Raw genomic sequence first — 14,937 nt, forward strand, 5'->3', positions numbered from 1 at the left:
CCGATCTCTGCAGTCCATTCCGCGCTCGCTCATCGAAGCTGCCGCCATCGACGGTGCAGGCCCCTCTCGGCGCTTCTGGACCATCGTGTTTCCCTTACTTTCGCCCACGACGTTCTTCCTGCTCATCATCAATTTCATTTACGCGTTCTTCGATACCTTCGCGGTCATCGATGTGGTCACCCAGGGCGGGCCCGGCCATGCCACCGACATTCTGGTCTACAAGGTCTACAACGCCGGCTTCAAGGGCCTGGACCTGGGGTCTTCGGCGGCCCAGTCTGTTGTGCTCATGCTGATTGTGATTGCCCTGACGGCCTTGCAGTTCCGCTATGTGGACCGAAAGGTGAACTACTGATGAAGCGCATCTTGCCCCACCGGAGTGCTGATTGTGGTTGAGCGCCGCCCCCTGCTCGACTTCGTGACCCATGCGGTGCTGGTCCTGGGCGTGATCGTCGTGGCCTTTCCGATCTATGTCGCGATCATTGCTTCGACCCAGACTGCCCAGGAGGTCGCGCAGGCGCCCATGTCTCTGCTGCCGGGCGGACACTTCCTGCATAACTACTGGGCCGTGCTCACCAGCGGCGGCAGCAACGCCCCGCCGGTGGGCCGGATGCTGTGGATCAGCAGTTTCATGGCTCTGGCCATCGCTGTCGGAAAGATTTTCATCTCCATGCTGTCTGCTTTTGCGATCGTGTACTTCCACTTCCGCTTTCGCATGGTGTGCTTCTGGATGATCTTCGTCACGCTGATGCTGCCGGTCGAAGTCCGCATCGCTCCGACTTATGCGGTCGTGGCCAACCTTGGCATGTTGAACAGCTACGCGGGGCTCACGCTGCCACTTATTGCCTCGGCCACGGCTACCTTCCTCTTCCGGCAGTTCTTCCTCACCGTGCCCGATGAACTGATTGAGGCGGCCCGGATTGACGGTGCCGGTCCCATGCGCTTCTTCAAGGACATCCTGCTGCCCTTGTCGCGAACCAGCATTGCGGCATTGTTCGTCATCCAGTTCATCTACGGCTGGAACCAATATCTCTGGCCGCTCATTATCACGACCCACGAGGACATGTACCCCATCGTGGTTGGCATTCAACGCATGATCGCCGGGGGTGACAGCGTGACGGAATGGAATCTGGTCATGGCAACGGCCATCCTTGCCATGCTTCCGCCGGCTGCCGTGGTGATCCTGATGCAAAGATGGTTCGTCAAGGGCCTGGTCGATACTGAAAAATAGGACATACGCTTTTCATGGCTACCCTGAGCTTTCGCGATGTTCGCAAGACTTACCCAGGCGGTGTTGCCGTCATTCATGGGATCTCGATCGACATCGAGGACGGCGAGTTTGTCGTCATCGTCGGGCCGTCCGGTTGTGGCAAATCAACACTGATGCGCATGGTGGCGGGTCTGGAGTCCGTCACCGAGGGCCAGATCCTGATCGGTGAGCGCGTGGTGAACGACCTGGAGCCGGCCGAGCGTGACATTGCCATGGTGTTCCAGAATTACGCGCTGTACCCGCACATGAGTGTCTTCGAGAACATGGCCTATGGACTGAAGATCCGCAAGCTGAGCCGCGCTGAAATCCGGCAGAGGGTCGAGGACGCCGCCCGCATCCTGGAACTGGAACATCTGCTGGAGCGGCGTCCGCGCCAGCTCTCCGGTGGGCAGCGTCAACGGGTGGCGATGGGGCGCGCCATCGTACGTGAGCCCGCCGTTTTCCTGTTTGATGAGCCGCTGTCCAATCTGGACGCCAAGCTGAGGGTGCAGATGCGCCTGGAGATCCAGAAGCTGCATCAACGCCTGGGCACCACGAGCCTGTACGTCACGCACGACCAGGTTGAAGCGATGACACTTGCGCACCGCATGATCGTCATGAACAAGGGTATCCCGGAACAGATTGGCACCCCCGCGGAAGTCTTTGAGTTTCCAGCCACGCTTTTTGTCGCTGGATTCATTGGTTCGCCGCCTATGAATCTGCTCGAAGTCTCCGTCGATGCGGAAGGCCGACCGCAGGATCCGGAGGGCCACACGCTTCCGTTCCAGGTGCCGGCCCGTCGCGTGGAGAGGCTGGTCTTGGGACTGCGCCCCGAACATCTGCGTCTGAATGCGTCAGATGGTCTGAAAGCCCGGATCGAGATGATCGAAACTCTGGGGTCTGAGCAGCTCATCCATATGCGGTGGGGGGAGCAGCGGCTGGTGCTGCGCTGTGCTGTTGACGACACGCACGACAGACCTTTGTCGATCGGCGACACGGTCGTCCTGGGGACGGATGGTCGACACCCGGCGCACTGGTTTGACGGGCAGACCGGGCACCGGGTCGACGACTGAGATCGCATCGGGGTATTCCACACATGACAACAGCGCCTTCGATGGCGCTGTTGTCATGTGTGGCGCCTCAAAGAGGTGCCGTTACGGCGAAGCGGCTTATTTGAAGACCGTCTTGCTGCCGTCCGCGTGCCAGGTGAACACGTCGAACTTGAAGGACTTCAGGTCGCCTTGCTTGTTCCAAGCCAGATCACCGATTGGGGTCTTGACCGAATGGCTGTGCAACCAGGCCGCGACCTTTATTGGGTCGTCCTTGCCGACGCCCTTGATCCCGGCGGCAATGGCATCGACCGCAGAGTAGGCCGTCAACTGGAACGCCCCGCCCGGATTGCGCTTCTTGTCCTTGAATGCCTTCACGACCGCCGCGTTGCCCGGGTCGTTGGTGTGGTCTGCCGGCAACGTGACCAGCATGCCCTCGACCGCGGGCCCTGCGATGGCGTTGATGTCAGGATTACCCACGCCTTCGGGTCCCATGAACTTGGCCTTGAGCCCCTGCTCTGCACCCTGGCGCAGCAACAAGCCCATTTCGGGGTGATAGCCGCCGTAGTACACGAAGTCGGCGCCGGAGGACTTGAGTTTGGTGATGACGGCGGAGTAGTCGCTGTCCCCCGCGTTGATGCCCTCGAACATCACGATTTTCACGCCGGCCTTTTCCAGGTCGTTCTTCACGGCGGTGGCGATGCCTTGGCCGTAGGACTGCTTGTCATGCAGCACGGCGACGGCCTTGGGATGAATGTGTTGTTCGATGAACTTTGCGGCAGCGGGGCCCTGCTGGTCGTCGCGACCGATGGTGCGGAAGATCGTGTCGTAGTTCTTGCCATCGGTCACCAGCGGCGATGTGGCAGAAGGCGACACCATGACCACGCCTTCGTTGTTGTAGATGGGCGTAGCCGCAATCGTCGCGCCGGAGCACACATGGCCCACGACGTAATGAATCTTCTCGTTGACCACACGGTTGGCCACGACAGGACCCTGCTTGGGTTCGCAGGCATCATCCATGATGACGGCTTGAAGCTTGTTCCCCAGCACGCCGCCCTTGGCGTTGATGGATTCAATTGCCGTGTCCACGCCTTCCTTGACCATGTCACCATACTGCGTCAAAGCCCCGGTAAAAGGCCCCGCGATTGCGATCTTGATTGTGGCAGCGTTCGCAGCGGAAGAAAGCACCATGCCGGCGGCCAAGCCTAGTGCGGCTGCCATCGGCGTAAAGCGAATGTTCATAGAACCTCCTGTGAAAGACCTAAAAAAGAATACACGAAACGTTTCTGAATGTGGTCTATGGCCACACAGGGGTTTTCCCGATGGGTTAGGTACGCGGATCCTCCTTTCGGCACGAAATCCGGGGCTCAATCAGCGGCCTGGACAGCATCCTCGAGCATGGTCACTCCGGGCATCCCACATTGGCGTACTGCATGGACCAGCGCTTCGATGGCCGCGAGGCGCGGAAAGCTCTTGCGCCACACCAGCACGACGCGCCGGTCCGGGACTGGCGGCTTGAATGGAACGTACTTCAGCAACCGGCTCTCCGCGCCCCGGATGCCCAGCGCACTGGCCGGAAGGACCGTGATGCCGATGCCGGCTGCCACCATGTGGCGGATGGTCTCCAGCGAGGAACCCTCGAAGGTACGCTGGATACCCTCGCTGGAGGCGGAATAGCGTGACAATTCGGGGCAAACCTCCAACACTTGGTCGCGAAAGCAGTGGCCGGCACCCAGCAGCAGCATGGTTTCTTCTTTCAGCCGCCGCGAATCGATTTCTTTTTCCTGTGCCCAGGGGTGCTGATGTGGCAGCGCCACGAAAAATGGTTCGTCGAACAGGGCGCATTGTGCGAAGCCCGTTTCAGGCAATGGCAGGGCCACGATGGCGCAGTCGATCTCGCCCTGGCGCAGCAGCTCCAACAGGCGCGTGGTGTAATTCTCCTGTAACAGCAGCGGCATCTGCGGAGTTTGCCGGATCTGTGTGGGCACCAGGTAGGGCAGCAGATAAGGCCCCACGGTATAGATGACACCGACCCGTAGGGGACCTTCCAGGGGGTCGTGGCCTTGGTGCGCGATTTCCCGCAGTTTGGCGCCCTCTTCCAGGACCTTCTGGGCCTGGCTCACGACCCTCAGGCCGATGGGCGTGATGCCGACCTCCACGCCTCCGCGTTCGAACAGGATCACGCCCAGTTCGTCTTCAAGCTTGCGGATGGCCACCGACAGCGTCGGCTGGCTCACGAAGCACGCCTCCGCAGCCCGCCCGAAATGGCGCTCCCGGGCGACTGCAACGATGTACTTCAGCTCGGTGAGGGTCATGAACGCTTCTCCACGAAAGGGTCAATACAATCGGGTTGGATCAAATCCGCAGGTACTGGGCGGCACCAGCCATCCAGCGCTTCTGGTGAGCCTGGGCCTGATCCGGATAATCTCGGGTCATCCAGACAGCCGCCTCTCGCGCCTGATCCAGCAGGCCGCCATCCGTATTCAGGTCAGCGAAGCGCAGCAGGGCTTGGCCAGACTGGCGCAGTCCCAGCAATTCACCCGGGCCGCGCTGGGCCAGATCGCGGCGCGCAATCTCGAATCCGTCGCTGGTCTCGAACATGGCGCGCAGGCGCTCGCGGGCAATCGCTGACAGAGGCGACTGATAGAGCAGCACACAGATGGAGGGTCTGGGGCCCCGTCCCACCCGGCCGCGCAATTGGTGAAGCTGGGCCAAGCCGAAGCGCTCGGCATGCTCGATGATCATCAGGCTGGCATTGGGAACATCCACTCCGACTTCGACCACCGTAGTGCTGACCAGCACATCCAGTTGGCCGGCCCGGAAGGCCTGCATGGTCGAGGATTTTTCCTGGTGAGGCAAGCGTCCATGCATGAGGCCGATACGCAGATCCGGGAGCGATTGGCACAGGTGCTCCCAGGTATCCACCGCCGTCTGCAGCTGCAGCGCCTCACTTTCCTCGACCAACGGGCATACCCAGTACGCCTGTTCGCCGTCACGCACAGCCCGCGCGACATGCGTAAGCACGTCTTCGCGACGGCGATCGTCAAAGAGCCGGGTCTGTACCGGCGAGCGGCCCGGAGGCATTTCGTCCAGCACGGACACGTCCATGTCGGCGAAAAACGCCATCGCCAACGTGCGAGGGATCGGCGTGGCGCTCATGCTCAGCTGATGGGGGTGCAGTCCAGACTGGTCGCCCTTGCGGTTCAGCGCGAGCCGCTGGTTGACACCGAAGCGGTGTTGTTCGTCGCTGATGACCAGACCCAGGCGGTCGAAGACGACCTTGTCCTGGATCAGCGCCTGGGTGCCGACAGCCAACCGGGCCTGCCCCGTAGCGATGGCTTTCAGGGCCTCCCGGCGTGCGCCGGCCGCCATGTTGCCGGCCAGCCAGACTGGCGTCTCGCCTAGCGGTTCAAGCCATTCCGAAAGCTTGCGCCACAGCTGTTCGGCCAGGATCTCGGTCGGTGCCATGACAGCCACCTGCACCCCCGCAGCCAACGCTTGGGCCACTGCCAGCGCCGCAACCAGCGTCTTGCCACTGCCGACGTCACCCTGAAGCAGCCGGTGCATGGGATGCGGCTGGGCCAGATCCGCCCGAATCTGCCCCACTGCCCGCTGTTGAGCATTCGTGGGAGAAAACGGTAGTGAATCCATTAACCGGTTGACCAGTGGGCTGTCTGCCGCGAGCGGCCAGGCCCGCTGCGCACGGCGGACGGCGCGGGCCTGTGCCAGCGCGAGCTGCTGCGCCAGGATCTCATCGAACTTGATACGCCGCCAGGCTGGATGCTCGTGCCTGGCAAGTAGCTCCAGGGAAATATCCGGAGTGGGATGGTGCAGCAGGCGCAGGGAGGGCGCGAATTCAGCCAGGTCGTAATGTGTGCGGATGGCCGGCGGCAGCGTGTCGCTCAGGTCGGCTTCGTTGAGCGCATGGGAGATCGCCCTGCGCAGGCTAGCCTGGGGCAGTCCCTGGGTGGTGGGATAGATAGGGGTCAGCGTGTCCGGGAGCGCGCCGTCCGGCTCAGTCAGCAGCGGGTGAATGATCTCCAGACCTCGGTATCCGGCGCGGACCTCGCCACGTGCCCTAACCCGTCGGCCCGCAGAAACCCGGGCCTGCTGCCCGGAGTAGACGTGCAGCCAGCGTAGATTCAGGCGGCCCGTAGGGTCCTGTAGCGTTGCCTGCAGTTCGCGCCTGGGCTGGTAGTGAGACTGCGAATCCGTGATCTCGCCCTCGAAGAGCCCCCACTGCCCTGGGAGCGCCTGTGCCACGGGCGTGACGTGTGTCTCGTCCTCGTAGCGCAGGGGCAGATGGACCACGAAATCGGCTGCAGTGTACAGACCGAGACGTTCGAAGGCACGCCGCTCGGTGGTCGTCCGGGTACGCGTCTTTGGGCCAGTGCCTGCTTTGGCGGCCACGATCCCGCATCCGGCTCGCGATTACAGCGCCAGAACGGCTTCGACCTCGAACTGGGCGCCCTTGGGCAGGCTCGCCACACCCAGCGTGGATCGCGCCGGATAGGGCTGTGGAATGATTTCTGCCATGATGGCGTTGGCACTGGCGAACTTGCTCAGGTCGGTCAGAAAGAGCGTGAGCTTGACAATGTTGTCCAGCGTCCCGCCGGCAGCCTCGATCACGGCCTGCATGTTGGCGAAGGACTGGCGGACCTGGCCTTCAAAGTTTTCAGACACCAGTTCGCCGGTTCCGGGCTCCAGGCCGATCTGTCCAGAAAGAAACACAAGACGGCCGCCCTGGGTGCCGACCGCCTGCGAATACGGACCGACGGCTGCCGGTGCGGCATCGGTGTGGATGATTGTCTTGCTCATGATGGGCTTCCCTGAAGGCGGTTGTTGAACTATCAGAGTTTACCGATCAATAGCAGAAAGTAAAGTGGCGCTATTTGTCCGCGAAGGCCCGCTCATACACGTAATCGCCCGGTTCTCCGACACTGGGCGACACCTGGAATCCGCGCGCGTCCAGCAGCTTGCGCAAGTCCACGAGCATGGCGGGGCTGCCACAGATCATGGCGCGATCGCAGGCCGGGTCCAGCGGAGGTAGACCGATGTCGCGGAAGACCTGTCCGCTGTCGATCAGCGCCGTCAGGCGTCCCTGATGAACGTAGGGCTCGCGGGTGACCGTGGGGTAATAGATCAGTTTTTCGCGTACCATCTCGCCCAGGTACTCGTCCTTCGGCAATTCGTCCCGCAGGTATTCGCCATAGGCCAGCTCGCTGACGAACCGGACCCCATGCATCAGGATGATGCGGTCGAACCGCTCGTAAGCCTCCGGATCCTTGGCGATGCTCAGAAACGGTGCCAAGCCGGTTCCGGTGGCGAAAAGATAAAGGTGCCGTCCGGGCTTCAGGTCGTCGGTCACCAGCGTTCCCACCGGCTTGCGGCTGATGAGGATGGAATCCCCTGGTTGCAGGTGCTGCAGCCTTGAGGTCAGCGGACCATTGGCCACCTTGATGCTGAAAAACTCGAGATTGTCTTCGTGGTTTGCGCTGGCGATACTGTAGGCGCGCATGAGCGGCTTGCCCTCGACCTCGAGGCCCAGCATGACGAAATGGCCATTGTGGAATCGCAGGCCCGGGTCACGCGTGGTCTTGAAAGAAAACAGCGTGTCGTTCCAGTGGCGGACACTCAGGACTTGTTCAGAAAGGAAGGCAGCCATCGCATGGATCCAGCCAGGCGCTAAAAGCCCAGCTCGAAAAGCAGTCAAACTTGGTATTGTACTCGGCGGCTCAGCGATCACCCCTCGAGACCCGCCGTCGATCAAGGGTGGTACCCCCAATCCATCCGCGTGAATCAGTCAGAGTCATCCGGGTCTGTGTCTCGGATCCCCAGCGTGTTGCACTTCCGGGTCAACGTGTTGCGCCCGATCCCCAGGCGGGATGCGGCTTCACCCTTGCGCCCATGAGATGCCGTCAGGGCGGTCTGGACCAGCACGCGGTCGAAATCCCGCTGCAACGCCTCCATGAAACCGGTCTCGCCACCTTGCAACCGGTCGGCGACCTCGAGTGAGAGAATCTCGCGCCAGTGACTACCCTCCTGCCCAGGATACGCGGCTGCCTGACCGGTCTGGGGGGCCGCGCCACTGGGAAGCAAGGCCTCATCCAGCGGCTGGATCGATGGGCGTGGCCCCATATCCTCCGCACGCAGTTCCGGCGGCAGGTCTTCCGGTTCCACGAGCGGGCTCGGTGCCATGACCGTCAGCCATTGGCAGATGTTCTCCAACTGGCGGATATTGCCCGGGTAGTCGAACCGCTGCAGGATCTCCAGTGCGGCAGCGCTCAACTGGCGGACCGGAACGCCGAGTTCCGCCGCACTTGTGCGCAAAAAGTGCTGTGCCAGGGCGTCGATGTCCTCACGCCGTTCGCGCAATGCCGGAAGTCGCAGACGGATCACATTCAGCCGGTGAAACAGGTCAGCCCGAAACTGACCATCAGCCACCCGCTGCTCAAGCGGCTGGTGAGTCGCCGCGACCACGCGGACGTCGACCTGGACCGGGCGTGTACCACCCACCCGATAGAAGCATCCCTCGGCCAGTACGCGCAGCAATCGCGTCTGCAATTCGGCCGGCATGTCGCCAATTTCATCCAGAAACAGAGTGCCGCCCTCAGCCTCCTCGAACCGCCCCCGGCGGGCTTGCACTGCACCCGTGAAGGCGCCCCGTTCGTGCCCAAAAAGCTCGGCCTCCAGCAGGTCGCGGGGAATTGCGGCTGCATTGACGGCGACAAAAGGCCGATGCGCCCGCCGGCTATGCTGATGCAGAGCGCGAGCGATGAGCTCTTTGCCGGAGCCCGACTCGCCCGTGATCAGCACGGTTGCGCTGGAAGCCGCCAGGCGGCCGATCGCGCGAAACACCGGCTGCATGGTTGGCGAATGCGACAGCACCATCCCGGCTTCGACCCCCGGCTCGTCGGCTTCCGGTGAAGCTATCCCGGGGGTTGTCTGAGCGCCGACCTGGGCAGCGCGACCGATCAGGTCGACCGCTGTGCGGATATCGAAGGGCTTGGCCAGGTAGTCGAATGCCCCTTGCTCGAACGCCGCCACGGTGGTCTTCAGGTCCGTGAAGGCCGTCATCATGATGACTGGCAACTGAGGCAGTCGCTTCCGCACCGCTGCCAGCACGCCCAGACCGTCGAGGCCGGGCATACGCACATCAGACACCAGTACCGCCGGAATCTGCGTCTCGTCAGATTCGTCCAGCATCGCCAGCGCTTCCATGAGCGCAAGGCTTTCAGCGAAGGAGCGTACCGCCCAGCCTTCCTTGCCAAGCGCCTTCTCGAGCACCCAGCGCATGCCGGGTTCGTCGTCCAGTATCCAGACGGGTCTCATGGGGCCTCCAATGGCAACAGCAGGCGAAACTCCGTGTGGCCCGGCCGGGAATCGAACTCCAGCAGGCCGCCCATGTGCTGCAGACAATCCTGAGCCAGACTCAGGCCCAGTCCCGTGCCCTTGGCGCGCCCGGTCACCAGCGGGTGAAACAGCTTGTCGTGCAGTTCCGGCGGGATGCCGGGGCCATTGTCCACGACTGCGATCAGTAGTCCCATGCGCGGCTGGCCATGCATCAGCACCGGCTGATGCAGGATGCGAGTGCGTAGCGCAAGCGTCGGCGCTTGCCGGGGCTCGCCTTCCATCAGGGCCTGGGCACCGTTACGTGTCACGTTCAGCAATGCTTGCAGCAGGCCATCCCGATCCAGGTGGACGTCTGGCACCGACGCGTCGTAGTCCCGGATCAGCGTCAGACCGGGTCCAAACTCCATGCTGACCAGCGCCAGCACCCGCTCGCAGATTTCGTGGACATTGAATGTCTGGCGCGCCTGGGCTTCAGGGCCCGAGGATGCCAGACGGTCCACCAGATGCGCCAGGCGGTCCGACTCCGCAACGATGACCTGGGTGTATTCCCGCAGGTCGTCACGGGACAATTCCATTTCCAGCAACTGCGCGGCGGCCCGCAAGCCAGCCAGCGGATTGCGGACCTCGTGGGCCAGGTTGCGCAGGGTCTCGCGCTGCGCTGCCTGGTCAAACCGCGCCTGATGCAGGTCATCGAGCCGCTGTGCCTGGTGAGCCGGAATCTCAAGCAGCCAGGCCCAGAGCTGGCCCTGCAGTGGCGTCTTCAGCACGCTGGGAAGCCCGGCCAGTAGCGGCTGCGCCGGCCGCCCGATCAGCTGCTTCCGGGACGCCCGCAGGCGCTCTTCCGCAGCGGTGTTCGCATACTGGATACAAAAGGCGTCGTCCAGCAGCAGTACGGCCGTCTGCAGCAGGTCGAAGCCAGATGTATCCATGACACAGAGGTCTTACAGCGTGTAGTACATGTCGAACTCGACCGGATGCGGCGTCACGCGCAGACGGTCCAGCTCGCGCGACTTCAGGTCCAGGTAGGCATCGAGCAGTTCATGGCTGAACACTCCCCCACGCGTCAGGAACTCGCGATCGCGGTCCAGGGCCTCCAGCGCCTGATCCAGCGACGAACATACCGTCGGGATCTTTGCATCTTCCTCGGGCGGCAGATCGTACAGGTTCTTGTCGGCGGGATCTCCCGGGTGCATCTTGTTCTGCACACCATCCAGCCCAGCCATCATGAGCGCCGAAAATGCCAGATACGGATTGGCCAGCGGGTCCGGAAAGCGGGTCTCGACGCGGCGGGCCTTCGGATTGCCGACGTAGGGGATGCGGATCGACGCGGACCGGTTGCGCGCGGAATAGGCGAGCTTGACCGGAGCCTCGTAGTGCGGGACCAATCGCTTGTACGAATTCGTGCCAGGGTTGGTGATGGCATTCAATGCCCGCGCGTGGTGAATGATGCCACCGATGTAGTACAGGGCGAACTCGGACAGCCCGCCGTAGCCGTTGCCTGAAAACAGGTTCTGGCCGCCCTTCCAGATGGATTGGTGCACGTGCATGCCCGAGCCGTTGTCGCCCACAATGGGCTTGGGCATGAAGGTGGCAGTCTTGCCGTAGGTATGGGCCACGTTCCGGACGACGTACTTCAGGGTTTGCGTCCAGTCCGCGCGCTGCACCAGGGTGCTGAACCGCGTCCCGATCTCGAGCTGACCGGCGTTGCCGACCTCGTGGTGGTGTACTTCGACGGGGACCCCCATCTGTTCCATCAACAGGCACATCTCGGAACGGATATCCATCAGAGAGTCGACCGGAGGAACCGGCACATACCCGCCCTTCACGGACTGATGGTAGCCGTGGTTCCCGCCGTTCGCATCGTCTGCGTTGGACCAGGCCGCTTCATTGGAGTGGATCTTCACGAAGCAGCCGGACATTTCGTTTTGCCAGCTCACGCCGTCGAAGACGAAGAATTCGGGTTCCGGACCGAAGTACGCCGTGTCTCCCAGCCCACTGGACTTGAGATAGGCCTCGGCCCGACGGGCCAAGGAACGCGGGTCGCGATCGTAGCCCTTCAGGTCCGAAGGCTCCACCACGTCGCACGTCAGGACCAGCGTGGTTTCCTCGCGGAACGGGTCCATGCGGGCCGTGGCGGCATCGGGAATCAGCAGCATATCCGATGCCTCGATGCCCTTCCAGCCCGGCAGCGATGATCCGTCAAACGCAACCCCGGACTCCATCCGGTCCTCGTCCACCAGGTTGGCGGGCACCGTCAGGTGGTGCTCCCGGCCCAGCGTGTCGGTAAAGCGGAAGTCCACGAAGGCGACTTCCTGCTCGGCAATCATGTGTACAACGTTTTCAGGGGTGGACATAAAGGCTCCTGTGCCTGGTTTTGGCGAATGACGATTCATGAGTGGCTCCAGACTGCGCGAGCCGTCGGTAGCATTCAAGCAAATACCGTGCCAACTTGTGAGCAGTGCAGCAAATCGGAAAACAGAGCTGCCGGATTTCAAGCCGGTGCAAACGGTACATCCAGCCCGCCCATAGCCGCCGGGTAAGCACCACTATAGTGCAAGATGCACCACCATAGTGCGTCTACGGTACGCCTCAGGAGGCCGTCAATCCGCCAAGAATTCCATCTGCAGTTCGTTGAGAAACCGCCAGCCCTGTGGCGTGGCGCAGATGCGTTCCAGCCCGGGCTCGAGCAGCCCGCGTTCGGCGGCGTGGCGCATTTTGGGAAGCAGAGACAGCAACGACAGCCCGGTGCGCTCGATAAACAGGCCGCCTTCCACTCCCTGCTTCAAGCGCAGGGCATTCAACATGAATTCGAAACCCAGATCATCGTGATTCAGCTCGCGGCGTTCCACGATATGCGAGCCATCACGCTGCCCAGCGAGCCGCATCCAGGAGTCCGGCATCCGCGCCCTCACCTGGCGGGTGATCCGGTGCTGGAATGAGATTTTGGAGTGCGCGCCTGGCCCCAACCCCAGGTAGTCCCCAAATTGCCAATAGTTCAGGTTGTGCTGGCAGGCCTGGCCCGGCTGGGCGTAGGCGGAAACCTCGTAGCGTTCGAAGCCCGCGGATTCGGCGAGTTCCGCCACGCGGTCCTGCATGGCGGCGCTCAGGTCGTCGTCGGGGACACGCGGTGGAAACTTGGCGAACACGGTGTTGGGTTCCAGCGTCAGGTGGTATAGCGACAGGTGGCCGGTGCCGTAGGTCAGCGCTTCGCGTACGTCGCCTTCGCACTGCTCCAGCGTTTGATTCGGTAGCGCGAACATCAGGTCGAGATTCACCCGATCGACGGCTTTCTGCGCCATGGCGATGGCCGCCCGCGCCTGATCGGCGTCGTGAATCCGTCCCAGGCGCTTGAGCTTGGCGTCATCAAAGCTCTGGATGCCCAGCGAAATGCGATTCACGCCCGCCTGTGCATATCCCTGAAAGCGGCCCGCCTCGGCTGTTCCCGGGTTGGCTTCCAGAGTGATTTCCACACCCGGCGGCAAGTTCAGATAGGCCCGGAACAGCGTGATCATCCGGTCCACCGCCTCGGCGGAAAGCAGGCTGGGTGTCCCACCGCCAAAAAACACGGTCGAAATCGGACGTCCCCACACATCCGGGACCGCCTGTTCCAGGTCTGCTTCCAGGGCTTTCAGGTATTCGGCCTCCGGGACCTCGCCCGTGCGCTCGTGCGAGTTGAAGTCGCAATACGGACACTTGTGCACGCACCATGGCACATGCACATATAGCGATAGTGGTGGCAACGCCACCAGACCGGGCCGGCCGCGCACCCCTGGCCGGCCATCATTCGATGCCTCTTCGCCCGGCATGGGCACCGATACCAGCTTTCTCACAGTTCCTTCACCTGGTGTTTTGATCCGACCTGCCTTGCGGGGTCGCGCCGGCCTGGTCCGGCCGTCGTTGGCCAGGGCCGTCGTCGAACAGACCGCGCAGCGACCGCAAGAGGCCCTGCAAGGCGCGAGCCCGGTGGCTGACCTGATTCTTCTGAGCCAATGAAAGCTCGGCTGCCGTTTTGCCCAGATCGGGCAAAAAGAAATACGGGTCATAGCCGAACCCCTGGTCGCCTCGGGGAGTATCCAGCACTTCACCGTCCCAGACCCCTTCAACCACGATGGGGCGCGGGTCATCGGCACTGCGTACATAAACCAGTACGGCTACATACGAGCCTCGCCGATCTGCGATACCGGACAGTTCGGATACCAGCCTGGCATTGTTGTCCGCATCGGAGCGCGTCCCATCGGTCTTCACGGCATAGCGCGCCGAGTGCACTCCGGGCGCTCCACCCAGTCCCCGCACGCACAGGCCGGAATCGTCCGCCAGTGCCGGCAGGCCAGTGGCCTGGCTCGCATGCCGGGCCTTGGCCAGCGCGTTCTCGACGAACGTAAGGTAGGGTTCCGCCGCCTCGGTGACGCCCAGAGTGCCCTGGGCGACCATTTCGATACCCGCCGCGCCCAGAATGGCGGAAAACTCGCGCAGCTTTCCCGGGTTGTTTGACGCGAGCACAACGCGCTGGTTCATGCTGCCTCCAGTGCGTGCCGCTGCAGGCCGATCAGCTCGTCGATACCCTTGCCGGCCAGATCCAGCAACGTATCCAGCTCGTTGCGCCGGAAGCTTCCGCCCTCCCCAGTGCCTTGGACTTCGACGAAGTCTCCGCCGGCCGTCATGACTACGTTCATGTCCGTATCGCAGTTCGAGTCTTCGTCGTAGTCCAGGTCCAGCACGGGCGTTCCGTGGAAAATCCCGACGGAAACGGCTGCCACCTGGCCAATGATGGGATCGGCCGTCAGCTTGCCGCAGTGCTGCAGCGTGCGTACCGCCAGGGCTGCGGCCAGCCATGCGCCGGTGATGCTCGCACACCGGGTACCGCCATCCGCCTGAAGGACATCGCAATCGATCTGCAGCGTGCGTTCGCCCAGCGCCGACAGGTCGAAGACGGCCCGCAAGCTGCGACCGATCAGCCGCTGGATCTCCTGTGTCCGACCGCTTTGCTTGCCCCGTGTCGCTTCCCGATCGCCGCGCGTATGGGTGGCACGTGGCAGCATGCCGTACTCTGCCGTCACCCAGCCTTTACCTTGACCCTTGAGAAAGGGCGGCACCCGATCCAGGACGCTACAATTGCATAGAACCTTGGTGTCGCCCATGCAGGCTAGCACCGAGCCTTCTGCATGGCGGGTGTAACCGGTCATGAGTTGGGCGGGGCGCAGCACATCCACGCGGCGACCACTGGGGCGATCCGCCCCGGATGGAGAAAAAGCTTCAGGCATAGGGTTTTCCAGAAAGACAGCAGACTAC

General features: G+C 62.6%; 14 protein-coding genes. 3 read left to right on the top strand and 11 right to left on the bottom strand.

The genetic code is table 11. The features are described 5' to 3' along the window. The 3 genes from EPN31_RS03200 to EPN31_RS03210 form a co-directional block, all read left to right on the top strand. Window positions 1–352: ABC transporter permease subunit (locus tag EPN31_RS03200; RefSeq protein WP_291769407.1), on the top strand; the 352-nt coding region annotated here is incomplete at its 5' end. Between the two features lie 33 nt (window positions 353–385). Continuing rightward, window positions 386–1,228 carry a sn-glycerol-3-phosphate ABC transporter permease UgpE gene (gene ugpE / locus EPN31_RS03205; protein WP_291769409.1) on the top strand — a complete coding sequence of 281 codons (843 nt, stop codon included), beginning with the start codon at window positions 386–388 and terminating at the stop codon, window positions 1,226–1,228. A gap of 14 nt (window positions 1,229–1,242) precedes the next feature. Continuing rightward, window positions 1,243–2,319 carry a sn-glycerol-3-phosphate import ATP-binding protein UgpC gene (locus EPN31_RS03210; RefSeq protein WP_291769411.1) on the top strand — a complete coding sequence of 359 codons (1,077 nt, stop codon included), beginning with the start codon at window positions 1,243–1,245 and terminating at the stop codon, window positions 2,317–2,319. Between the two features lie 96 nt (window positions 2,320–2,415). On the opposite strand, the gene EPN31_RS03215 is transcribed toward EPN31_RS03210, so the two are convergent. The 11 genes from EPN31_RS03215 to rph all read right to left on the bottom strand — a co-directional run bounded on the left by EPN31_RS03215 (window position 2,416) and on the right by rph (window position 14,909). Further along, entirely contained in the window at window positions 2,416–3,537 is a 1,122-nt protein-coding gene (locus tag EPN31_RS03215; protein WP_291769414.1) for a branched-chain amino acid ABC transporter substrate-binding protein, read from the bottom strand. A 125-nt stretch (window positions 3,538–3,662) separates the two neighbouring features. Continuing rightward, on the bottom strand, window positions 3,663–4,610 hold the full coding sequence (locus EPN31_RS03220) for a LysR substrate-binding domain-containing protein (protein ID WP_291769418.1): 948 nt from the start codon (window positions 4,608–4,610) through the stop codon (window positions 3,663–3,665). Window positions 4,611–4,650: 40 nt separating this feature from the next. Beyond that, window positions 4,651–6,705, bottom strand: a complete 2,055-nt coding sequence (gene recG, locus EPN31_RS03225; protein WP_291769421.1) for an ATP-dependent DNA helicase RecG — start codon at window positions 6,703–6,705, stop codon at window positions 4,651–4,653. Window positions 6,706–6,726: 21 nt separating this feature from the next. After that, entirely contained in the window at window positions 6,727–7,113 is a 387-nt protein-coding gene (locus EPN31_RS03230) for a Rid family detoxifying hydrolase (RefSeq protein ID WP_291769424.1), read from the bottom strand. 70 nt (window positions 7,114–7,183) lie between these two features. After that, window positions 7,184–7,960 carry a ferredoxin--NADP reductase gene (locus EPN31_RS03235; protein WP_291769427.1) on the bottom strand — a complete coding sequence of 259 codons (777 nt, stop codon included), beginning with the start codon at window positions 7,958–7,960 and terminating at the stop codon, window positions 7,184–7,186. Window positions 7,961–8,094: 134 nt separating this feature from the next. Continuing rightward, complete coding sequence (ntrC, locus tag EPN31_RS03240) at window positions 8,095–9,627, bottom strand: nitrogen regulation protein NR(I) (protein ID WP_291769430.1); 1,533 nt, start codon at window positions 9,625–9,627, stop codon at window positions 8,095–8,097. After that, window positions 9,624–10,577, bottom strand: a complete 954-nt coding sequence (glnL, locus tag EPN31_RS03245; protein WP_291769433.1) for a nitrogen regulation protein NR(II) — start codon at window positions 10,575–10,577, stop codon at window positions 9,624–9,626. Before glnL ends, ntrC begins: the two co-directional genes overlap by 4 nt. 12 nt (window positions 10,578–10,589) lie before the next feature. Beyond that, window positions 10,590–12,002 (bottom strand): type I glutamate--ammonia ligase, encoded by a 1,413-nt coding sequence (gene glnA, locus EPN31_RS03250; protein WP_291769436.1) that lies wholly within the window; start codon window positions 12,000–12,002, stop codon window positions 10,590–10,592. A gap of 246 nt (window positions 12,003–12,248) precedes the next feature. Next, window positions 12,249–13,454 carry a radical SAM family heme chaperone HemW gene (hemW, locus tag EPN31_RS03255; RefSeq protein ID WP_291769503.1) on the bottom strand — a complete coding sequence of 402 codons (1,206 nt, stop codon included), beginning with the start codon at window positions 13,452–13,454 and terminating at the stop codon, window positions 12,249–12,251. 31 nt (window positions 13,455–13,485) lie between these two features. Further along, window positions 13,486–14,163 carry an RdgB/HAM1 family non-canonical purine NTP pyrophosphatase gene (gene rdgB, locus EPN31_RS03260; RefSeq protein WP_291769440.1) on the bottom strand — a complete coding sequence of 226 codons (678 nt, stop codon included), beginning with the start codon at window positions 14,161–14,163 and terminating at the stop codon, window positions 13,486–13,488. Continuing rightward, window positions 14,160–14,909 (bottom strand): ribonuclease PH, encoded by a 750-nt coding sequence (rph, locus tag EPN31_RS03265; protein WP_291769442.1) that lies wholly within the window; start codon window positions 14,907–14,909, stop codon window positions 14,160–14,162. The genes rdgB and rph overlap by 4 nt, the downstream gene beginning before the upstream one ends. Window positions 14,910–14,937: the final 28 nt, after the last annotated feature.

This window comes from Castellaniella sp. (assembly GCF_004321985.1).
Taxonomy (GTDB): Bacteria; Pseudomonadota; Gammaproteobacteria; order Burkholderiales; family Burkholderiaceae_B; genus Castellaniella.